Origin of the sequence: Bradyrhizobium sp. 41S5 (genome assembly GCF_011516665.3) — a bacterium.
Classification (GTDB): domain Bacteria; phylum Pseudomonadota; class Alphaproteobacteria; order Rhizobiales; family Xanthobacteraceae; genus Bradyrhizobium; species Bradyrhizobium quebecense.
In genome coordinates, this window is sequence record NZ_CP083721.1 from 1,079,036 (window position 1) to 1,101,138 (window position 22,103).

Below are 22,103 nucleotides of genomic sequence, written 5' to 3' on the forward strand. Positions count from 1 at the left end.
GAGAGCAGATCCCCACCCGCTTTGCTCTCACGAGCAAAGCGACCTCCCCTTTTCAAGGGGAGGTTGGGGCGCGTAAGCGGCGGGCCTACGCCGCCCTTATGTTCGACAGGAAGCCGTCGATCTCGGAGCGCAGCACGTCGGCCTCGCGGCGCAGCGCGTCCGAGGCGCCGAGTACTTCGCCGGCCGCGGCACCCGCCTCGGCCGAGGCGGTCGAGACGCCGACGATGTTGCTCGACACCTCGCTGGTGCCGCCCGCCGCATGCTGGATGTTGCGGGCGATCTCGCGGGTCGCCGCGCCCTGCTCCTCGACCGCGGCGGCGATCGCTGTGGTGACGTCGTTGATCTCGCCGATCGTGCTCGAGATGTTGCGGATCGCGGTAACCGCCGTCGTCGTCACCTCCTGCATGCTGACAATCTGCTGGCGGATTTCCTCGGTCGCCTTGGCGGTCTGGCTCGCCAGGTTCTTCACCTCGGAGGCGACGACGGCAAAGCCGCGGCCGGCCTCGCCGGCGCGCGCCGCCTCGATGGTGGCGTTGAGCGCGAGCAGATTTGTCTGCGAGGCGATGGTCTGGATCAGGTCGACCACGACGCTGATCCGCGCGGCATTGTCGGCAAGGCCCTGCATGGTGGTGTCGGTGGCACTGGCTTCCTCGACCGCCTTGCGGGCGATCTCCGCCGAGGTGACGACCTGGCGGCCGATCTCGGAGATCGACGACGACAGCTCCTCGGTGCCGGCCGACACCGTCTGCACGTTGACCGAGGTCTCCTCGGCGGCCGAGGCGACCGCGTTGACCAATGCGCTCGACTGGTCGGCGGTTGCCGACATGCTCTGCGCCGTCGACTGCATCGAGTTCGCCGCGCTCTGCAGGCTGCCGAGCGCGGTGCGGACCGTCGATTCGAACGTCGCGATCTGCTTCTCCATGCGCGAGGCGCGCTCCGCCTTGGCGGAGCGGTCCTTGTTCTGGTTCTCGGTGAGCTCGCGGCCTTCGATCATGCTCTCGCGGAACACCTGCAACGAGTCGGCCATGACGGCGATCTCGTCACGCTGGCGGCTCTGCGGGATCTCGGTGTCGAGGTCGCCGTCGGACAACAGCTGCATCGAGCGCTGCAGGCCGCGGATGCGGCGCAGGATGTTGCGCCCGACATAGAGCCAGACGAACAGGAACGAGCCGACCAGCGTCAGCGCGCCGAGCCCGACCATCACCGTGGTCGCGAGCGAGATCTGCTGCCGCGCCTGGAAGGTTGCGGAGTCGGTGTCCTTCTGCACGGCGTCGACCAGCTGCTGGACGCTGATGCCGAGCCCGACATTGAGCTTGCGGGTCTCTTCCAGGATGGTCTGGCCGTAATCGATCGAATCGAGCTCCTTCTGTCGGATCTTGAACACGCCGGTCTTGCCTTCGCCGAGCACGAGCAGTTTCTCCGCGGTGTCGCGCACGGCAACGATCGCCGGATTGTTCGGCAGGTCCTCGAGGTTGGACTTGACGCGGTCGCGGCCCTTCTTGAACTCCGCCTCGATCGCATCGAGCGTCTCGCTGGAATTGGCCGACAGCGCCGCGGTCATGTCGGCGGCCATCAAATTGCCGGCAGCGAGCACGTTGCTGATCTGGCCGACGGTGCGGGCGGCCTCGGTGGCAGCGTCAGCGGAGACTTCGGCTGCGGCGAGGATGGCGTTGAGCCGGGTCTGCGCGTCGAGCATCGCGGGACCGGCGGCGGAGACGAAAGCGCCCTGCGCCTTGCGCAGTGCGTTGTACTGCTTGTCGCGCAGTGCGCCGACGTCGAGCCGCTCATGCGCGGCGGAGATCAGGCTCTTGGTCGCCTCGTCGGTGTTCTTGACGTTCTCCTGCAGCGCGCTGACGACGGATTTGTCGGCGCCGAGTTCGATGATCTCGCCAAGCTTGGCATTGGTTTGCTGCGCGACCTCCTGCACCTTCTTGGTGCGATCGTTCAGCGCATCCTCGCTTTGCACGGCGAGCAGGCCGGGCCCCTGGGCTGCGAGCGAGGCGCTCTGCGCGGAAAGCTGCAGGCTCGCGGCGAGCCGCGGAATGTCGCGGCCAGAGAGATCGCTCATGGTGCCGCCGAGCTGATGCAGCACGATGCCGGCGCCTGCGCTGATCACGAGCGCCATGCCTGCGATCACGGCGAATGCTGCGAACAGGCTGCCCCTGACGCCCATCTGCGGCAGATGGATACGCTTGAGATTTGGTTTGCCGAGCTTGAACCGAAACGCCATTGCCCCGTACCCCCTGGCCCACTACCGCTGGCCACTACTCTTGGATGTTTCCCCGGCGCGGGAGTATCAATGCGGCGGGTTAACAAAATCGGGAAAATTGCGACGATCTGCGGGATTTTTCGGGGCTGCCGCGCGTCAGTGCCGTGTTGGTTCGCTGTGCGGAATCGATGCGCGCGATCGGACGCAAAAAGGCCGGCGTGAACCGGCCTTTCCACTCTCGGTTGCGGTGGTCGATAACCTCAGTAGCGGCCGTAGGCGGGACCGCCGACGTTGCCGAGGTTGAAGCGGTAGTTGAGGCCGGCCTTCACCCTTGGCCGACCAGTTCGGCGCGAACATGCATTCGCCGCCGCCGCCGATGGTCCAGCCGTTGTTTTGCTGTGCCTAACGAACGCTTAAGCCGGAAATGAAGGAAAGCTTAACGCTCCGCGCGCGACACCCGTCTCAAAGCCGCCTGCTAACCAAGTCGCCGCGCACGTCGTCCCGCATCTGTTCGCGAACGGCCGCCGAGGCTCATTACGAGGAAAGCTGGAATTGTGCTTTGGCTCAAGTGCTGGTCGTGCCGCGCACTTCCGAGGCGGTACCGGAGAGATCGGCCTTCCAGCTCGCCTCGCATTCCGTCAGCATGAATTTGGCCACGGGATCGCCGGGAAAGGCCATGAGGATAGAGTGATAAGCCCGCTGCGCTGCCGCAACATCACCAGCCTCGAAACAGCGCGAGGCTAGCCACGTCATCGCACAGAGCTGCTCGTCCCGGTCGCGAGCCCTCAGCTCCGCGTCAGAGCTGGCGCGCAAGGCAAGCAATTCAAAGATCATGAACTCGGTCTTGCGGCCCTTGACCTGAACCCGCTTCAAGGGTCGCGCCAATATCTCCGCCCCTACCTGGTCATAGATGCTGTCGCTGATGCAGATCGTCGTGCCAAACTGCTTGTTAATGCCTTCGAGTCGCGCCGCGACATTTACGCCATCCCCTAAAGCGGTGTAGCTCAGCCGGGCTGAGGAGCCGACATTGCCGACCAATACGTTGGCACAATTGAGCCCGATCCGGATGCGGATTCGCGGCCGTCCTTCCGCTTCCCAGCTATCGTTCACCCGCTCCATGCGCCGCGCCGCTCGCAACGCGCCCGCGCAGGCGCGCAGAACATGGTCGGGACACTGAATCGGAGCATTCCAGAACGCCATGACACCATCGCCAATGAATTTGTCGACGGTCCCGCCTTCGTCCGAGATCGCGCCGGAAACCTGCTCGAGATAGGTCGAGATCTGCACCAGCAAGTCTTCCGGGGCCAGGGTTTCCGAGTGTGTGGAGAAATTCTCCAGGTCGGAAAAGAACACGGTGAGGAACCGCGGCTCGACGCCCAGGGTCAGCGGAATGCCCGACTTGATGAGTTGGCGGACCACATCGAGCGGAACGAAGGAGGAAAACGATTTCAGCGAGTTGCGAAGTAGCGCGGCTGCCGATTCAAGCCTTGCGATTTCCCTGATGTTGGATGGCCGCGATGCCGGCGCGTCGAATTGCAGACTTTCGATGGCTTGCAATTGCTGCGATACGTTTTCTACTGGCCGCGACAGCCGGCTGGCCGCGATATAGATGAAGAACAGCTCGATCGTGGTGAGGATAATGATGACCACCATGATCAACCGATTGGTCGCCTTCAACGTCCCCACGAAATCGTCGATTGGCGTCAAGGTGAGCACCTGCCAGGGCTGGCCAAAGCCATCCGGGAAATTGGCGAAGGCCGCAATCAGATCCCGTCCGTTTGCAGGGGACCGAAAAACGAAACGGTCGGTATCGGCACCGGCGTGTCGGCGAGAAGCCTCACGGACATCCGGATCGTCGATATCGGCCAGGGTCGCGATCTTGAGTTTGCCGTTCTCGACGCGCACGCTCTTCTGCATATGCGGGAAGGCGATGATCTCGCCGCTATTGCGGTCGGCGATCAGGGTGACGCTGTGCGCGCTGGCGCGGTGCTTGTCGAGAAACCGCGACAACACGTCCATGGTGATATTGGCCGTTGCGCAGCCGAGAAAATTGACGCCGTGGAAGATTGGAACGCGCAAGAAGAGAATAGGGAACCCGGTGTCGGGATTGATTGCGGGCTCGGTCACCGCAAGGGTCCGTGTCGTCTTGGCCGTCTGATAGCCGGGTAAGGTCCTGATGTCCATGTCGGTTGCAACATCGTACCCGCCGATTAAATGCGGCCAGACGTCAAAAAATTTGCGATGCCGAACCCGCGAGAGCGCAAAGGTGATCGCATCGATATAGCTGGCGTGCCAATTCGCAGCCGCCGGAATACGGGGGTCGTTACGTCTGCGATCGTCGTCCATGCGGGTGACGACCCTATGATAACCATCCTCGAAACTGACATAGACGGCGTCGATATGCGCTGCTGAGGTCAGCGCGCGGTACAACAGATCATTGCTTTGCTCGATGCGAAAATAGCCGGGATCCGCGGCAGCCACCTCGGCGAGAAAGCGCAACGGGGTTTCGGTGCTGTCGATCAAGTTCTCGGCGCGCTCGACGCCGGAGCGGCTGGTCTGCGCGACCGCGTCGTTCAGGATCGATACCATGCCGGCGGAATTCTTGTTGTAATTGTAGATCAGGATGAAAATGAGAACGGGAATGCTGAGGCACATGAACAGCAACGACATGACAAGACTCAGCCTCGGCCGCCCTATCGTGGCGACCGGCGGAAATGCCCCGAACCGGGCTAATGCCGTCCGCAGGGAGCGGCTTCGGTACAAAGCCAGCGCCATAATCGCCAATCCGGCAACCACAAACAAAACTGCGATCAGCCAGTGCCCTTCGATGTCGTCTTCGCCAGTCCATATCAGTCCCGCGGGCAGCGTATCGTCAGCCAGCAGCCCGAGCTCGTGATAGGTCGTGGCGATGAGTCGCCAATGGGCAGCATCCTGCTCACCGATCCGGCCGGGGCCCGGCCTGACCAGGGTATCCATGCGGGCAGCTTCGAACAGCAGGGCCTCGCGGCTCTTCTTTGCCGAATAGGTCTTAAGGATGAGATCGACCGTCGCCTCCTTGTGCGCCAGCGCATAGGCCCAGCCCTTCAGACTCGCAGTCCTGAATGCCGCCACACGTTCTGGGTGGGCCTTCACCTCGGCTTCGGAGGTGCACAGATTGTCGCCGTAGAAATCGACCCCGTATGCCGCGGGCGAGAAGGTGCGATACGCGGCGCCGAGCTGTTCAAGGACGAATGGCTCGTTGGTGTTGTAGGCGACCATCGCGTCGGCCTTGCCGGCCAGGAGATCGCGTGGATCGCCCCGGTGGTCAATGCGCGGCATCGCCGCATAATCCACACCTTCGTGCTTCAACATGGCAGCGATTTCATCGCTGCCCGGCGTGTCCATCAGCGTGCGGCCCCGCAAGTCCGAGACGCTTCTGATGTCGGCCCGGCGCGGCACCAGAATGATCGCTGGGGACTGCTGGAAGATGACGGCCAGCACGACCAGGTGGCGGCCCATCACCCATTCGCGCAGCACGCTGGAGGTGCAGACGCCGAAATCCGCTTGGCCGCCGGCAACCGCTGCGGCGGCGTCGATATCGGGACCGCCCTCGCGGATTGTTACGTCGAGACCGGCGTTGCGGTAAAAGCCCTGCTCGACGGCTGCATAGTAGCCAGCGAACTGAAACTGATGCTTCCATTTGAGCTGCAGGGACACTGGATCGAGCGCAACGGCAGGATGCGATGCAAGCAGGATCAGGCAAATGGCCATGGCCAGCTGTCTCAACATGTTCGGCTGCCGCGCAAGCGCGGCGAGCGGCCAAGCTGCCGCTGCACCGCCCAAGCGTTTGATGAACTCGCGCTGTCGCATCGGACCCCACTGAGGACATGCCTTGCGCAATCCCCGAACTATAACAGCCTAGAGCCGTCCGCGGTAATAAATGGCAGCTTCAGTCCCACGCCGATCAGGTCTCATTTCGGGATTGGGTCTTGGTCGTGTGAAAACGGCTTGAGAGGGACGTCAGTACCGGAACGAAAACCCGAGTGGGTCTCAGGCCGTGATCGCGGCTATCAGCGGCCTATCGCATCGTTTAGACCGCGCGTCGGTCATCCCTGGACAGCGTTACAAGTGAAACGGGTGCAATCCTGATAAACGCCCCGACACTCGGAAGATGGTATTTGTTTCGTGGCGAGGCAGTCGCGATATCGCGCACGACAGGTATTCACGCATTGCCGCTTGGCGGTCTGAGCCGCCGCGAACACGCGTGAGGAGAGATCGGTGTCGCGTGCATCAAGTGTTCCCATACTTGCGACCGGCGAAAGCAATGACAGAAGCACTGCGCAGAGAGCGCAAACGGCGTTGTTCGATCTCATAACTTGTTTCCTCCCTGCACAACGCACCTGAATGGTTATCGGTTCAGTGATGGCGTCTCACCGGCATATGGCTCGTCGCACAGCAATCGAGCGGCTTGCATTGTTGCTTCATTGATTACACGGTTTGTTTGCTTCGCCCGCCACCGAAATTCTCTCGGCAGTGGTATGGCCTCTTTTGCAGCCTGCAAGCAGGTCAGGCCACGAGACGCTTGTCATGACGGGCGCGCAGGAACGCGGCCCGCCCGCCATGACCCTCAAGCGTACCTACTTGGCGATGGCTGCCTGGGCTGCTGCGATTTTCGCTTTCACGGCATCGAGATTGAAGCTCGCGCCCCTTTGCATCGGCGGAAACTCGATCGCCGTCATGGCCAGTTTTTCCACCTGCTGCTGGACAAACACGAAGCGCCAGAACTCGTATTTGAACCAGTCGAAGTATTGCTGCGCGCCGTATTTGGTCCCGCTGTCGGGCCAGCCCGTGCGCTCGAAAGGATCGAGGCGAAGGTTGATCAAATAGGGCACATCAGGTTTGGTTTTTTCACCAAGCCAGCCTGCGGGCTGGTCGATGAAACGATACTTGAAGTCGTCGATGCGCACGGCACCGAGTTCGCTTTCGCCGAAGTAAAAGATCTCGTGCCGGTTCGACGGGCCCTTTCCGGTGATCATGTCCATCTGGTTATAGCCGTCCAGGTGACACTTATAGGTGGTGTCACCAATCTGTTTGCCCTTCTTCAGCTCCTCCGCGATGTTCGGGTTGCCGGCCGCCGCGACGAAGGTAGGGAACCAGTCCAGCCCGGAAATAATGCCGTTCTCGACCCTGCCGGCCGGCACTTTGCCCGGCCAGCGGATCATGCAGGGCACGCGGAAGCCACCCTCCAGGACAGTGCCCTTGCTCTGCGCGAATGGCGTCTGCCCGCCGTCCGGCCAGGTGAAGACCTCGGTGCCGTTATCGGTCGTGAACACCACGATAGTATTGTCGTCGACACCGATGTCCTTGAGTTTCTGCATCACGATGCCGACATCGTCATCGAGTTGCGCCATGCCGGCCTCGTGGATGGTCCAGCCATTCTTGGAGTTGCGCAGCGCCTCGTACTTCGGCGACAGATGCGTGACGATGTGCATGCGCGTCGGATTGAGCCACACGAAGAACGGCTTGTTGTCGGCCTTGGCCTTGTCGATGAACTTCAGGGCGAGGTCACGGATTTCGTCGTCGACGGTTTCCATCCGCTTGGGATAGAGCGTGCCGGCGTCCTCGATCCTCTGCTTGCCGACCTTGCCCCAGCGTGGGTCCACGGTGGGATCGTCGACATTGGTCGCATAACAATGGAGCATGTTGCGTGGACCGACGGTGTTCAGCAGCTCCTGCGGATAGCCGGGATGTGCAGGGTCCTCCATCGCGTCGAGGTGATAGAGATAGCCGAAGAATTCGTCGAAGCCGTGCACCGTCGGTAAAAATTCGTTCTTGTCACCAAGGTGGTTCTTTCCGAACTGGCCGGTAGCGTAGCCCATACCTTTGAGTGCGGTAGCGATCGTTGCTGCCTGTGCGGGTATGCCTGTGGATGCGCCGGCCTGACCGACCGTGGTCATGCCGGTTCGGATCGGCAGCTCGCCGGTGATGAAGTTGGCGCGACCCGCTGTGCAACTCGCCTCTGCGTAGTAGTCGGTGAACATCATGCCTTCCGCGGCGAGCTTATCGAGATTCGGGGTCCGGCCGGCCATCAAGCCGCGGTGGTAGGCGCCGATATTCCACATGCCGATGTCGTCACCCATGATGACGACGATGTTGGGCCGTTGCCCCGTGGGCGCAGGCGCTGCCGTTTGTTGCGCTTGCGCGGGGCTTGTTAGCCCGGCAGCAGAGAGTGCTGAAGCCGCGACGAGGGAGCTGGCACTCAACAAGAGTTCGCGGCGCTTCAATCCGTCGCCGACTGGCTCTGTGCTGGTTTCGGACGTTCCTGGAAACTTATCCTTGGTCATGACGTGATCCTCTTGTTACGCATCTGAAGCCGAGATGACTGGTCGAGGTATCCACCGCCTCGGCATGGCGCGCGGCCGGGCGGTAGCGTCGGCAGTAATTCGGCGCGCACAAATGCGAGCCGCCTTTGATGACCTTGCGGGGAATCCTGATTCGCTGCTGGCAGGGGTCGTAGCTCTCCTCCTCGCGCCCGCCGCGTGGATTTTCCGGAACGCAGCACGCCTTCGGCGCGTCGGCTTCGTGCTTGGGCGCGTACCAATCGGATGTCCATTCCCAGACGTTGCCGATCATGTCGTAGACGCCGTAATTGTTAGGCGGGAAGGCGGTCACCGGCGAGGTCCGCTCGTAGCCGTCGAGTGCAAGGTTCTCGTGCGGGAATATACCTTGCCAGGTGTTGGCCATCTGCCGGCCCTCAGGCGTGAATTCCGCACCCCACGCGAACTCGGCGCCGTCCAATCCGCCGCGGGCGGCGCGCTCCCACTCAGCTTCACTCGGCAGTTCTTTCCCGGCCCATTTGGCGTAGGCCTGCGCATCGCGATGACTGACGTGCACCACAGGGTGGTCGCCTAGGCCGCTGATTGACGAGCGCGGTCCGTAGGGGCGGCGCCAGTCGGCGCCAAACTTGAACTTCCACCACTGGCTCCAATCGGTCGTGTCGACGGCATGCTTGGGCGGCGTGAACACCAGCGAGCCGGCCTTGAGCATATGCGGCAGCGCGCCCGGGTAATCCCTGGGGTCGGGCGCGATCTCGGCAAAGGTGACGTAACCGGTGGCATTGACGAACTTCCGAAATTCGTAATTGCTGACCGGCGTTCGATCGATCCAGAAGCCGTTGATTGCGACGCGATGCGCGGGGCTCTCCTCCGGATAGTGCTTGTCGGACCCCATGCGAAACGTCCCGCCGGGAATCCAGATCATGTCCGGATGAGGTGCAGGCTCCCCCGGCCGCGGCAGTGCAGCGTCCACCTCACTCATGGAGCAGTTCCTTCCAGAGATCAGGTAAGACGCTTTCGCCGGCGGATAGACATCGCGGCGTTGCGAGAGACCTAGCGGTGCGGTCTCGAATCCTTCGGAGGCATGGGTGGGCTGATCCGGCGCCTGTCGCGCCGTTGACGGTCGTAGGTGCGCAGCCCCCTCGACAAACGAGGATCGTGATTGCCGCTTGCATTGCCGGGCCCCTGCATCCTGCACGCCGCGTCGTTGATCCGCGCGGCGACGGTATCGGCCAGCATCTCTTATCGATTATCTCGATTATCGCTCACGCAGCTTCATCCGTTCCCTTTGGGCGGTCAACCAGTAATTGATCGGAAGCCGAAGCGGATTGTGACACGCCCGGTGCGTTCATGGCTGAAATTGCGTTCACAAAAATGGCAAAAATGTCTTTGAGTAAATAAGGCTAGCTGTGGCCGATCGGTTATGGATTTCGACGTCATTTGTGGCCTGCTATCTTGGGGTAGTCCAATAGAACTCCGATGCGCAAAAAGGCCGGCGCGAGCCGGCCTTTCCACTCTCGGTTGCGGTGGTCGGTAACCTCAGTAGCGGCCGTAAGCGGGACCGCCGAGGTTGCCGAGGTTGAAGCGGTAGTTGAGGCCCGCCTTCACCGTGTGCTCGTCATTGTGGAAGCTGCCGACCGGCACCAGCGCGCCCGGTGCGGTGAAGCGGCTGTCGCCGAAGTCGTAGTACTGGTACTCGACCTTGGCCGACCAGTTCGGCGCGAACATGTATTCGGCGCCGCCGCCGATGGTCCAGCCGTTGCTGTGGTTGTCGCTGAGCGCGAAGGGTACCTGCGCGCCGCCCAGCGTCACCGTTTCGTTGTTGTCGGAATAGGCGTAACCGCCCTTCACATAGATCAGGCCTGGACCCCAGGTGTAGCCGACCCGGCCGGTGATCGAGGCGATACCGCGCTGGTTGTTGTTGTAGACGTAACCGCCCGGGAAAATCGCGTTGAGCTGGTGGCCGCCGACCCAGGAATACTGGCCTTCGAGGCCGATCACCCACATCGGCGACAGTTGCCAGTCGTAGCCGCCCTGGACGCCGCCCATGAAGCGGGCGCTGGAGTCGGACAGCGCGAGGCCGTTGAACGTGTTGTTCTGCGAGAACGCGCCGCCGAGATGGCCGCCGAGATAGAAACCGGTCCAGTTGTAGAGCGGCGCGGCGTAAACAGGCGCAGGCGCCTTCTGGTAATAGCCACGGGAGCCGAGGTCGGCGGCCTGGGCGGTCGCGCCAAAGGCGGCGACGGCAACAGCTGCGGCTGCGGTTGCGAGCAGGAACTTCTTCATGGGGCAGTCTCCGGACAAGTCATGAGGCGCAGCGTGAATGGCGCCATCCATGGCGATGCGTTAGACGGCATTTGAATAAAATTTCTCACCGAAAGGCGGCTTGGAGCGTTAAGTCGCACCCTTTGCGGCGAAACGTTTTGTTGTGCCTAACGAACGCTTAAGCGGGAATGACGGAAGGCTTAACGCGCCGCGCGCGACGCGCTTGATCCGTTAACCAAGCCCTCTGCTAGTCCAATCGCTTGCGCACGTCGTCGCGCATCTGCTCGCGAAACGCCTGGCGGCGTGCGGCGCGATCCCCGACCGGAACGTCGTGGCGATCGAACACGTCGAACTTCTCCAGGATCGGATAGTGCTCGCTCGCCATCGCCAGCACGCGCAGCAGCGCGGCGACCTTCGGGGTCGGGCCGGTGACCTCCCACTTGCGGAGCTTTTCGGCGCCGCCGGCCGCCGGCAACCCGCACAACTTCGCCATGTCCGCCGCCGTCAGATTGCGGCCAAGTGCCTCGCCGAGATGTTCGCGCAGTTTCTTCAGTTCTGGGCCAGTCACTCTTGGGTCCGTTCCGCGACTTTGAAGTGTGAAGTGAGTCACATGAGGTGATCGAGGTGCAGGCTATACGCCGCGCATGCGACTTCTCAAGGAAACCATCATGCACGGCATCATCGAAAGCCTCAGCCCCGAGCACGGACAGATCGATTGGAAATGGGTCGGCAGTGTGTTCGCGATCTACGTCGTGCTGATGATCGGCGGAGTGAGCCTGCTGCTCGGGCGCTGATCCGTGGCACGGCGCACTGCGTGCTGACGACGACCATCGTTTGCAAAAAGATCCTGGTGCTGCCAGACAGGATTGAACTGAGGGCGAGATCCTGTGCAGCGTTGATTTTATTGAATTTTTCGGTCCGACGATCTGTTCTTGTGTGGCACTTTTGAGCGGCGCTGCGCAACGAAATTTATCACATTGGGAGCGAGTTCGTCACGTCCGAATCTCCCGTTTAGTTGGCGTGTCCGCACTTCTCCCTTAGGGGAAAAGCGGACTCGGGCTGGGTCTCGTGGGCCAGCCACGGGCCAGAACCTCAGCTGGTTGAGTGCTCGACTCCTAGTCGAAGAAATTATCGATCACGTGCAGGTTCAGCTGCTGTTGGGTTTGCGCCGGGGTGAGCAGTCTTTTGATGTCATCAAATACGGCCTTCATGTCGGCCAGATCCTTGTCGGTGTAGATCAGCACGATGATTCCGAATTTCTTGAAGTATGCCTTGTGCTTCGCCATCTCCTTTTCGAAGTTCGCCGCAACTTCTTCGTTGATCTCCTTCTGCGTCTTCGATTTCGTACCTGTGATAGCGGTATGCGACGACGAAGGGGAGAATTCGAAGCCGATGCGCTCCAGTGTGATGCTGTCGATAATGCAATAATCGAGGCGATACTTGTGCTTAGCATCGCGGCCGCCGTGCCGAAGCTCGGGGATCAACAGCGGAACCGCAAGGGGGTCGGGGGCATCGAGCACAAATTTGCGGTAACGCGCCGCAATATCCATCTGGTACTTCGACTTGCTGTGACGAACGATCACATGCTCGAAGAAGTCGAGGTACGCCTCGATGGTGGCGAAGGACATGATTTTGTTGGCGCCGGGAATAACCAGCCCCGTCTCGAGCACATGGCCGATTGACCAGTATCTCGGCTTGAAATGCCTAATTTCGCTCTTGTCGTTCTCCCATTCGCCCTTCGCGAACCGAGGCGAGACCAGCAAGCCATAGTCGGCGGCATTTTGGCCAATCCAAATCGCGGCTTCTTCCACGCTTGGACGATGCTTCGAAAGTTCCTCGAAGTGTTTGAGGTAGCTGCGTTCGAGGAAAAGCATAAAATATTGCTGTGCGGCCTTGGAGGCCTTCAGCGTGTCGTACAATTCGTCGTAAGCGTTCTTGTAAAACTTGGTTTTGCTGCGGCGACGCGCGAAACCCTCAAGGTACTTGGCCGCATAGTCGGTTGGCGAGTGAATGATTTCGTTCTTAAGATCGATGAAGTCGTCCGCTTTTCCACCAATCTTGGCGTTGAGCGACGCTTCATCCGCGAACCCTGTTTCCTTCAGAACCGTCGGCAACAGCTTGCGCAGTTGCTCCTTCATATCCTTGATGCGTTTGTTGCGCGCTGTCTTGGCAGGATCACGTTTCGCCATGGCGTGTCTTCACTCTTCGTCCACGAAGGCCGACGAGGCGCGGAGCGGATCAATGACGATCTGCTCCCATACCGCTGCAACCTGCGCCTCAGTCTTCTGAGCGGCGGTCATCGCCGCTGGGTCGTTTTCGAATTGATCTTGGAAGATCGAGGAGACATCGACCCGATAACCGGCGCCGCCGCCGTAGCGGGCTTCACACTTTTCCCACATCTCGCTGGCCTGCCCGAGATAGGGAGAGAACATGTTGCGACCGGCGAGCGCGACGCGCGTCAGGAATTCCTTGCGCCATTCCTCCACGTCCTCCTTCAGGTTTTGCAGGAACTGGACAATATCATTGAGGTGCGAGAAATCGTCTATGAGACGCTCGATCGCCTCGTCGATCCGGATGAATGTGTCCTTGGTACGAAGGTTCGCGTCGATACGCGCGCCCTGTCCAAGAATGTGTGCGATGGGGAAGTTCTCCCAGTTCCCCTTGCGGTTAACAGACGCCGCGATTGAATTTTGATGCGTCTTTTTGGCCTCCGCGACGAGATTCAGGTGGGCTGGGCGTATGATGCTGCGTAACGGCCGGAAGCGCTCGGCCGCCTTCGCCACTGCGTCCGCGATCGTCCGGCGTGCCTCGCGCGTTTTCGCCACATCGGCGTGGGTGACGAGGTTCTCGGCCGCCGCGACATGACGTTTGATGCGCTCGACCTTGGCGACGCGGACGGCCTCGATGCGTGAAGTGAGCCAGTGCCACACGTCCTCGGGTTCATCCGCACCAACCTGGAAGAAGTTGACCGGAATGCTCGGCAGGCCGTCAGTCGCGAATTGTTGGTCGATCTGCCCTTCGCGGATCGCGTAACCCTCGCTTCGGTCTGCGGGCGTGTCACCGGCATCATTTACTATCTTCAGTGCTTCGTCGTTGCGCGGCAACACAAGGAGGCAAAGTCGATCGGCATCGATGGCGTCGGAACCGGCGTCCAGTGTTTCGCGAATGATGGAGAGGGGAACGCTGCCGGGAGCATCAGGAAAACTGCAGCAGAGGACGGTGACGGTTCTCGGGTCTTCGATCTGCGCCATCAGATCCGGCCGCTGGGTCGTGCCTTCAACGCCCTTTGTATCGATCACGCTGATTAGGAAGGGGGTGTCACGAAGTGCTTCGAGCGGCAGCAGGACGGTAATGCGATGAGGCACCGAAAATTTGGGGTGCTGCCCATAATTGATCTTGCTGATGTTACTAGACAGCCATTCCATACTTCCTTCGGTATCCTGCGACATGATCATCTGGTTTTCGGTGCGGCTATCGAGCTTCATCCGTGCCATCACTTCGCCGATGACGGTGTCGACATCCGCGGACTTGTCGATCAAGTTCTTGAGATGATCGACCGTCGTCGGCTTTTCAGATGGCTTCTTCGCGCGGACGGTAACGCGACGGAGGTCGGCCATGCTACGGATGACTCGCTCAATTTCGCTGGGCAGTCCGCTCTTTCCGTGTTTCAGGCCGGTGACGAGATCGGTGACCAGCCGGCGAATTTCGTCTTCGGTGAGGCAGTCCACCGCGATGCCAAATGCCGGGGCTATCTTGATCGCAACTTCGCACACTGTGGTGCGGCCGCTGCCAGTTGGGAAGATGCTCTTGGTCTCTTCGTCCTTGCTCTTTGTGATCAGGTTCGTCACGAACGAGAGCGCCGTTGTCTTGCCGACGCCGATCTCGCCGATGAAAGCGATGCCGTGTTCCTTCTGACGAATAAAGTCGACTTCCGAAACGATGCGGTTGCGCAGCTTCGTCAGTGGGTCTTGCAGGATTGGGTCAAATTCGTTGCTCTTTTCGAACGCTTCGAGCGTTTGTAACGCGCACTCGGCGTTCCAAAGCACTGCTCGGTCGGGATGTAGGAAGTCCGGTCGTTCGATGTGTCGCCAGCGGTCGGAATAGAAGGCAATGATCTCGTTCGCAAAATCCGACTTCAGAGCGACAAGATATCGCTCCGCCATTTTGCCGTCAGCGTGCTCCGAGGCCTCCAGGCGGGAGACCACGCTGGCGTTAACCCCCAGCTCAGCTGCGAGAACCGTCTGGTTCACTCCAGCCTTCTCCCGAGCGAGCTTCAAAAGATGGGTGGGAATTTGACCGTTCATCGCCTAGTTCCTCTGATGGGGGCATTTATGACAACAAAATATGATAAGTCAAATCATTTATGACCAATGTGTGCCGTATTTATGCGTCATTTATGACGTAACACGCGAGGCGTGTGTTTGGTTTTGTTCATAATTTTATCGGATATGTGAAACGATTGTGCTACAATCAAAGTCCTGCAGAGATGAATTTCTTCGTTTGAGATGCGCGGATGTCTTGCCATGAGGCAATACGCTTTTCTGCACGCTTTTCTGCGAGCCCAAGGCAAGCCGCCAATGCCAATTGGCGGCCACGTACGACGGCGATCTTGCGCACAGACTTTTACGAAAGCGCTGAGCCGGCGCGGTGTGGCCAGCTGCAACCTCTTGCGACCCCGCACCACGTTGGCGCCCGGTCAAAGACCACTCAGCCACCCGAGGTTGCAGGTCCGCGCACACCCGTGGTGATGTTTCCGGGAAGTTGAGACCGATTCGTCGGCATACCGTCGGTCGCAAACCTGTGCCCGTTGTTGGGCTCCGATCATACGACCTGCGAGCTTGACTGTTTTGTCTCTTCTGATCCTCAAGTCTCCTCCTAAAGGCCTGTTTTGGGCTGCTCCCCCCGATGGAGATACTGACTTCACGCCGGAGGATCCGCTTGCGCTGGACTATCTCGGGCAGCAAGTCGGGCTGTGGCTTTTCCGGGACCTCACCACGCGCACTAACCGTGCGCAGAACTATGCTGTCGTGCTCTACGGCCTGTATCTCGCCGATAAAGCCGTGAGTGAATATGGCTATCGCGGCGATGACGAAACACGTGTCCGACTTTTCGAACGCTGGGAAAAATTCTGGGCTCTGGCGACGCTGGAATATCGAAGGGGTAACATACCTCTAGGCGATGCGGACTCGATGAGAGGTATATTGGGTGCGAAACGGAATTGGACGCCGGGTAACAAGCCACTGCCTCTCGATTTCACCCTCATATCCCGCCAGAGCGAACTGGGCGGACTCGGCGCTTACCTGTCGTCGCTGCGACGATACGGCCTGGTCGGCGAGGGATCTCTACGAGTCACGGACAGGGCACGCGCTATCCTCGACAGCTTCTGGTCTGAACAGGGATCCGCGAAGCTCTACGAAGCCTACGCGCTGCAAGCTTTAGATATCAGCCAGACCGTCATTGGCCGTGCAAGCGGGTCTCTCACGCTCGAGGGACTGGGTCGTCGGTCTCGGTTGTCGGCGCTAGTCGAGTCCGGCCGGACGCAGCAGCAGGACCGGCTATGGGACGCCCTATTCGAGCAAGCAAGGGACGGAACTACGCTCCCTCTGGCGCAACAACTGATAAAAGCGAGCGGGCACGGTGTTATCGATACCGAGACGCTGATCGAGGGGATGCTCGCTGAACGCTGGGGCCCTCTCGCTGCCGGCGTGTCGGCCAAGCTGCAAGCCGCGCGCGCTTTCGGAAGATTGGCAAAAGAGGTGCTCGGCAGATTCAACCGAGCTTATGGATACGTACACGACCACGGTTGGACAGCCGACGCGGCAGATGTCGCGCTCGAGGCGTTTCCGAGCGGCGAGACGGGAAGGCTACATTCCCTCTGCGCAGACATGCTTTCGGTCGCGGATGTCGCACGCTTCAGAAAGCTGCAATTCCACGGACCGGACTTCGTCACGCTGATCGGAAAGCTGGCCAGCGCGTCGGATCCGTCCAGTGCGCTCGATCACCTCCTTACTTACCATCGCGTGGTACAGCGGACCCGCAGAGGCGGCGGTGCTTGGCTGCGGGACCAACAGGGGAAGCTTCTCCTTCAGATCGCAGACTACGGCGGGTACAGATATGGGACCGTGTTTCCGGACCTAAAATTTGGGGTGGTCCGAAGGCTGCTCTCCGACCTGGGGAGGATCGCATGAAGATCGAGAGCGGCCGCGTGCTCGATCGACTTCCGGCCGAAGAACGATGCCGCGGCGCGATATTCACCTCCTACAGCTTCGATCCGGCTTTCTTCGAGGAGAACGTGCTACGAGCGGTTCTCCGGTTGACATCAGATCCCATCGAACAGGCTGAGCGTTACCATAACGAAGCGCGTCGCGCGCTACAGGAGACGCCCGTCGCCGTCGTGGTAGATGCCGGCGAGCGTAGAGCCGGCCGCCGGCTCCCGTACGACCTTCTTGAAGTCTCCGAAGTCGTCTTCCACCCCAAATCCGTCCTACTCCTCTATCGCGACTTCGCCCGGCTGCTCATCGGATCGGGCAATCTAACGCGACCTGGCTTCGGCGAGAATACGGAGCTTTTCGTGAGCACCGACCTCATCTACGCGAGCAACGCCGACATGTCGTTATTGGACGGCTTCGACCAGCATCTCGGAAGGATAGAGGCGCTGGTCCGCCGGACCGGGACGCAGCTTCAGCAGATCAGGGATGAAATTCAGAGAAAATCGCGCTCGGCTTCCCCGAGTCCATCAGCCGGATTGGCATTCCTCGATTCCACGACCGGTCCCATCATGGATCAGTTCGCCGCACTCATCCCCGCTGACGCTCTCGTTACCTCCGTCGGAATGTTGGCTCCATTCTACGAGACGGACGATGTGGAGGATGCTGGCGTTCCGGACGAGAGTTCGGTCTTCGGTGCGTTCGCGGGACGCATCGCCCCTGAGTCGACGCTCGACGTCGGCCTTCGATGGGAAAACCCGCAAATCCAGCCCACCGCACCTGCGGATCTGAATAATGGCTTGAACCGCATCTGGGCTTTCAAGAGTAGTGAAAGCGATAACGTTCTCGCATTTCGAATTCCGACAGAATTGACGCGGAACACGATGTTTTATCTCGACGGAGCGGGTCAGCGCCGGCGCATGCCTCTCGAAGAGGCGATCGCTTCAGTCGAAAACCGGACGTCCTGGATGCAGCCCGATCCGCTCGTGTTCGCTCCTCGCCAAACGATCGCGAACGCAGCAAAGCGATTTTCGAAAGTGCTCTATTGGCTACATCCTGCCAGTCGGATTGCCGACGGGCGGGTCGCCCATCGGCCGCTGCATGCCAAGATGTTGGCGGTGGCATATCGGGCGGGTACGGATGAGGCGACTCTTATCTTGATGGGGTCGCCCAACATGTCGCGACGAGCGCTTCTCCTGCAATCGGGCAAGGGGCTCGGTAACGTCGAAATCGGGCTCGCCTTCTCGATCGAGGGGCGCTTTGAATTGCGCGACTTCGTTCCGGACCTCGTCCATGTGCCGCCTTCGGCGTGCACTCCAGCGGAGCGAGAGTTTCCGGCCAAGGACCGGAACTTCGCGCTCGCGATCGACGAAGCCAGCCATGATCCGGGGGCCAAAACGCTTCGTGTTTCATGGGCATCGTCGGCAACGGGACTTCCGCCGTGGCGCCTATCTTACGATGGCCGCGACATCGCGTCCTCTGTCGAGCCGCCATCTGCAACCGTCCACGTCGGCGATTTCACTCTCAAACCCTCGACAGCCGAAGTCGTGCTTCACGTGAACGGGAAGGAGTATCCTGCGCCCATACTCGTGACCGACCTCGTCGGACTACCTGTTACAACTTCGGGAACCCGCGTCGGGCTTGATGAACTTCTGATGCTTCTGTCCCGCCGCGTAGGCACCGAAAGGGCCTTGCTTATTGCCGAACGCCGGAACTCCAAGAGCGAAGACGGCCTGACGGCCCTTTTCGGCGAAGGCTTCAGTCCGACGGATGTCTTCAAGGCCTGGTGGTGCGCGGCCGAAGATATTGCGGATGCGGACCTCTCCGTACAAGGGTTCCGTCTGCGTCTCGAAGGTGCGCTCGGGATCGGGGCCGCATGGTCATGTATGCTGGACGCGGTACAGCACTCGACGATGGCACGTGAGGAGGCGTGGCTGTTTGGGGCAGAACTTCTTCGGAGCCTATCCGAATTCAACTTGCCGCAGTCGCCAGAGCTTGATGCGAAGATGCTGATAATGACCGCTTTCAAAGCTCGCGTTAGGTCGGATATGGAGGCGTTCCACCTATCGGCGGGAACACGATCCTGGAAGGATCTCGTCCTCCGCTTCTATGGGGAGACGACGGCGTGAACACGATGACACGTGAAGACCTGCGGGCATTCCTCCAGCTGGGAGCGCGAGCGCAGCGCGACGGGATCACAGCTTCCGAAATCGAACGGCAAGAAGACACAGTCATCCGTGCGCTCGGCATGCTCGATGACCGACCCGGCATCCTCTTGGCCGATGAGGTCGGAATGGGAAAGACGTTCGAGGCGCTGGGAATAATCGCAGCATTCAAGCATCGCGAACAGCGCAGCAAGATCGTGATCGTCACTCCCGGACCGGACCTGAACCAGAAATGGTTCTCAGAGATTGAACGGTTCGGCGAAATGTTCGACTTCCGCGGCGAAGCGTGCAAAGCGGGTACGCTCACCGAGCTCATAGAAGGAATCCGGAAGCATTCGATAGTCGTCGCGCCCGTGACGGTCTTCCAGAGCGGCCGGGGGACAGGGGATCAGACCTATCTTCTGTCGCTTTACTGCTGGTGGAAGGAGCTTCACGGCCATACCGCAAATGCTATCCTCTCGCGATTCAGGGATGGCGAGCACGACCGGGTCGATGTGACCGATGAGAAGTTTCTCGGCATATTCGATTTAAAGCGTCTGGAGCCGCATCTGCGCGCCGCCTTCCGAAGAGGCAAGTCGGTGGGCGCGGCCGGCCTCGACGACCTCTTCGAGAGTGGGAAGCTTTCGGCCTTCGAAAATCGATACGCCGTTCAACAAGCGCTTTATCGCGCCCGTTTTGTGCTGAGCGGAAAGCTGCTTCCTAGCATCGATCTCCTGATCGTCGATGAAGCCCATAAGCTCAAGAATCCCGGATCGCTGCGGACTAGGGCGATGCGGAGCGTGTTTGACCACCGCTTCCGGAAGGCCCTCTTTCTAACCGCGACCCCGTTTCAACTGGACGTCACCGAACTACGAGAGATTTTTTCCTTGTTTTCTGGTGCGAAGGACGCTCCAGAAGATCTCGCATCTCGCATCGAAACGCTCCTCGCATCAGTAAACGACTATCAACGGCAATACGACGAGTTCCAGCGAAGTTGGTCTGCGCTGGATCGGGAAGCGGCTGCACGTTTCTGCGCTGCCTACGATGGCGGTGCCGACGTCCTCACCGCGACCGACGATCCCGCCCTGGAGATTGTGATCAAGCAAGTAACCGCGCTGACGAAGCTAAAGGCTGAAGCCATCGAACCCGGCTTTCGGGAATGGATGATACGGAGCCTTCGCGAAGACAAGCGTATCTACCGGCGGCAAGAACGGAAGCTCGTCGCCCCCTCCGGCGCGAACGCCCTCCCTTTCTTGATCTATGAGCGCTACATAGCCGAACTATTCCGGAGAGGTCGCTCGACGCACAAGGCCGCCGTCGAGATCAACATGGTTTCGTCTTTCGCGGCTGCGCGTCAGGGAAGCCTCCTCGCGGAGGAACCAGAACACATTCCTGCGGAGGCCAAGCCCTACAAGACCCTTTTGGGCGAAATACTCGGCGAAGTAGACGACGACGAGCATGAACATCCCAAACTCATGGCTACGGTCAAGGAGGCACTCGACGCGGCAGACAGGGGCGAGAAGACGCTGATCTTTTGCTCGCGGGTCGCAACGCTGGCGCAGCTGCGCAAGGACCTCGAGGCCATCTGGGAGAGACGTATCCTGGAGCGATGGCGTCGTGTCTACCCGGGCGCCGCAGCCTCCGAAATCTTCGACACGCGCGAGGGGGACGAGAAGCGGCACATTGGCCGCCATTCGTTGTTGCAGGCGCGCTTCCGACGGTCGCAGGACGTGCTCTATCTCGCTCTGCGCGAGTCGTACCTGGGTGACGCACCCTTCGGTCAATCGACATCCGACGACCTTGGCCGCGTCGTGAAGGAAGCCAACGTCATTCTGCAGATGCAGACGACCGGAAAGACAATTGCAGAACGAATCGACTACCAATTGGCGAAATATTGCGTCGAGCTCGCCGTGCTTCGACTGCGCAGTCCGGGAGGCGGCCCCGAGATCGACAGGCGCGAGCAAATCGAAACGCTCCTGAAGTTAACCCAAAATCGCCGCGGAACGGATTCGGGCGAAGAGCCTATAGCGCAAGACGGTGCCCGTGAACGGCCCCGCTGGACCATCTCAGAGCGCATGGCCGAAACCGTACTCGGTCGTGCGGGCTCGCTTTGGGCTGCGCTGTCCGACCTGCTCGGGCAATTGCGCTTACCTCTAAGGATCGCTGTGACCGAACAGCTTGCTAGATACCTGACCTACAAGCAGGTGCCTTTCTTCGCTGACCTTTTGGAGGCAGCTGGGTCGGCGGGAATTGCGACGGATACCGTGGAATCGGCCGCCCTGCTTGACCACCTTCCTCAATTTTGGAAGTCCCAGTCAGGCATTCACTGGTCGAGCCTTGTCCGGACATTCCTCGCGTACTTCGTCGAGCGGACAGAACAACAACAAGCGGACATTCTCGACGGGCCAATAAAAAGCGCCGATTTCGCGCGACATACCCTAGACGTAGAGCATCGTGATCGGCTGCGCGAGGCGTTCAATACGCCGCTCTACCCGATGATCCTCATCGCGAACGAACTCATGCAGGAGGGTATTGATCTGCACAAGCACTGTAGGAGAGTCGTCCATCACGACCTCACCTGGAACCCCGCACAGATCGAGCAGCGGATCGGACGAATTGACAGACTGGGATCGCTTACGAGCCGACTACGGATGGACAATCCGGAAACGAAACTTGACGTGATCTATCCGGTGATCCGCGGCACAATCGACGAGCGATTGTACCGGACCGTCAAGGCTCGGGAAAAATGGCTGGAGTTCCTGCTCGGCGCCTCGCCCGATTTCAGTGAGTTCGCCTTCGGCGATGAAGATCCTCCTCCTCTTCCCGACCGACTAGGAAAAGAGTTGTCGGTCGATTTGGCTCCCAAGCCGTCGCAGGTCGCTGACGAGAATGGGACGAGCCAACGACGAACCATCGGGAGGCCTCTCGATGAGGCAGAGATTTGACGCGTTTGTCACGTTCGCAA

12 protein-coding genes are annotated in these 22,103 nt (G+C 60.2%); 4 read left to right on the forward strand and 8 right to left on the reverse strand.

Features of this window, described 5'->3' with window-relative positions; genetic code table 11:
- Window positions 1-85: 85 nt before the first annotated feature.
- From HAP47_RS05130 to HAP47_RS05155, 6 genes are all read right to left on the reverse strand, one after another.
- A complete protein-coding gene (locus tag HAP47_RS05130) occupies window positions 86-2,230 on the reverse strand; it encodes a methyl-accepting chemotaxis protein (protein WP_173639163.1) in 2,145 nt (714 codons plus the stop codon).
- 543 nt (window positions 2,231-2,773) lie between these two features.
- Complete coding sequence (locus HAP47_RS05135; RefSeq protein ID WP_173639162.1) at window positions 2,774-6,058, reverse strand: ABC transporter substrate-binding protein; 3,285 nt, start codon at window positions 6,056-6,058, stop codon at window positions 2,774-2,776.
- Window positions 6,059-6,825: 767 nt separating this feature from the next.
- Window positions 6,826-8,532: an arylsulfatase gene (locus HAP47_RS05140; RefSeq protein WP_173639161.1), complete on the reverse strand. Its 1,707-nt coding sequence runs from the start codon at window positions 8,530-8,532 to the stop codon at window positions 6,826-6,828.
- The gene (locus HAP47_RS05145; protein WP_173639160.1) at window positions 8,519-9,505 is read right to left on the reverse strand and encodes a formylglycine-generating enzyme family protein; all 987 of its coding nucleotides are present in this window, start codon (window positions 9,503-9,505) and stop codon (window positions 8,519-8,521) included. The genes HAP47_RS05140 and HAP47_RS05145 overlap by 14 nt, the downstream gene beginning before the upstream one ends.
- A 557-nt stretch (window positions 9,506-10,062) precedes the next feature.
- Window positions 10,063-10,809 (reverse strand): outer membrane protein, encoded by a 747-nt coding sequence (locus HAP47_RS05150; protein ID WP_173639159.1) that lies wholly within the window; start codon window positions 10,807-10,809, stop codon window positions 10,063-10,065.
- A gap of 226 nt (window positions 10,810-11,035) precedes the next feature.
- A complete protein-coding gene (locus HAP47_RS05155; RefSeq protein WP_173639158.1) occupies window positions 11,036-11,356 on the reverse strand; it encodes a hypothetical protein in 321 nt (106 codons plus the stop codon).
- A 76-nt stretch (window positions 11,357-11,432) separates the two neighbouring features.
- Here HAP47_RS05155 and HAP47_RS05160 point away from each other — a divergent pair, with 76 nt between their 5' ends.
- The gene (locus tag HAP47_RS05160) at window positions 11,433-11,582 is read left to right on the forward strand and encodes a hypothetical protein (protein ID WP_173639157.1); all 150 of its coding nucleotides are present in this window, start codon (window positions 11,433-11,435) and stop codon (window positions 11,580-11,582) included.
- A gap of 321 nt (window positions 11,583-11,903) precedes the next feature.
- Here the strand turns inward: HAP47_RS05160 and HAP47_RS05165 are convergent, their stop codons facing one another.
- Together HAP47_RS05165 and HAP47_RS05170 are read right to left on the reverse strand one after the other, a co-directional pair.
- On the reverse strand, window positions 11,904-12,977 hold the full coding sequence (locus HAP47_RS05165; RefSeq protein ID WP_173639156.1) for a topoisomerase: 1,074 nt from the start codon (window positions 12,975-12,977) through the stop codon (window positions 11,904-11,906).
- Between the two features lie 9 nt (window positions 12,978-12,986).
- Window positions 12,987-15,092, reverse strand: coding sequence for a helix-turn-helix domain-containing protein (locus tag HAP47_RS05170; protein WP_173639155.1), 2,106 nt, complete (start codon window positions 15,090-15,092; stop codon window positions 12,987-12,989).
- Window positions 15,093-15,626: 534 nt separating this feature from the next.
- On the opposite strand from HAP47_RS05170, the gene HAP47_RS05175 reads away from it, so the two are divergent.
- From HAP47_RS05175 to HAP47_RS05185, 3 genes are read left to right on the forward strand one after another with little or no spacing between them, the layout of a single operon-like run.
- A complete protein-coding gene (locus tag HAP47_RS05175) occupies window positions 15,627-16,976 on the forward strand; it encodes a hypothetical protein (RefSeq protein ID WP_173639154.1) in 1,350 nt (449 codons plus the stop codon).
- Complete coding sequence (locus HAP47_RS05180) at window positions 16,973-19,123, forward strand: hypothetical protein (protein WP_173639153.1); 2,151 nt, start codon at window positions 16,973-16,975, stop codon at window positions 19,121-19,123. The genes HAP47_RS05175 and HAP47_RS05180 overlap by 4 nt, the downstream gene beginning before the upstream one ends.
- Window positions 19,124-19,128: 5 nt before the next feature.
- The gene (locus tag HAP47_RS05185) at window positions 19,129-22,083 is read left to right on the forward strand and encodes an SNF2-related protein (RefSeq protein WP_231168947.1); all 2,955 of its coding nucleotides are present in this window, start codon (window positions 19,129-19,131) and stop codon (window positions 22,081-22,083) included.
- Window positions 22,084-22,103: the final 20 nt, after the last annotated feature.

What these genes read in the sequence shown, in the direction of transcription:
- HAP47_RS05185 (WP_231168947.1), top strand. Translation starts at nt 19,129, where the DNA reads ATGACACGTGAAGACCTGCGGGCATTCCTCCAGCTGGGAGCGCGAGCG.
- HAP47_RS05180 (WP_173639153.1), top strand. Translation starts at nt 16,973, where the DNA reads ATGAAGATCGAGAGCGGCCGCGTGCTCGATCGACTTCCGGCCGAAGAA.
- HAP47_RS05145 (WP_173639160.1), bottom strand. Translation starts at nt 9,505, where the DNA reads ATGAGTGAGGTGGACGCTGCACTGCCGCGGCCGGGGGAGCCTGCACCT.
- HAP47_RS05165 (WP_173639156.1), bottom strand. Translation starts at nt 12,977, where the DNA reads ATGGCGAAACGTGATCCTGCCAAGACAGCGCGCAACAAACGCATCAAG.
- HAP47_RS05130 (WP_173639163.1), bottom strand. Translation starts at nt 2,230, where the DNA reads ATGGCGTTTCGGTTCAAGCTCGGCAAACCAAATCTCAAGCGTATCCAT.
- HAP47_RS05140 (WP_173639161.1), bottom strand. Translation starts at nt 8,532, where the DNA reads ATGACCAAGGATAAGTTTCCAGGAACGTCCGAAACCAGCACAGAGCCA.
- HAP47_RS05160 (WP_173639157.1), top strand. Translation starts at nt 11,433, where the DNA reads ATGCGACTTCTCAAGGAAACCATCATGCACGGCATCATCGAAAGCCTC.
- HAP47_RS05135 (WP_173639162.1), bottom strand. Translation starts at nt 6,058, where the DNA reads ATGCGACAGCGCGAGTTCATCAAACGCTTGGGCGGTGCAGCGGCAGCT.
- HAP47_RS05170 (WP_173639155.1), bottom strand. Translation starts at nt 15,092, where the DNA reads ATGAACGGTCAAATTCCCACCCATCTTTTGAAGCTCGCTCGGGAGAAG.
- HAP47_RS05150 (WP_173639159.1), bottom strand. Translation starts at nt 10,809, where the DNA reads ATGAAGAAGTTCCTGCTCGCAACCGCAGCCGCAGCTGTTGCCGTCGCC.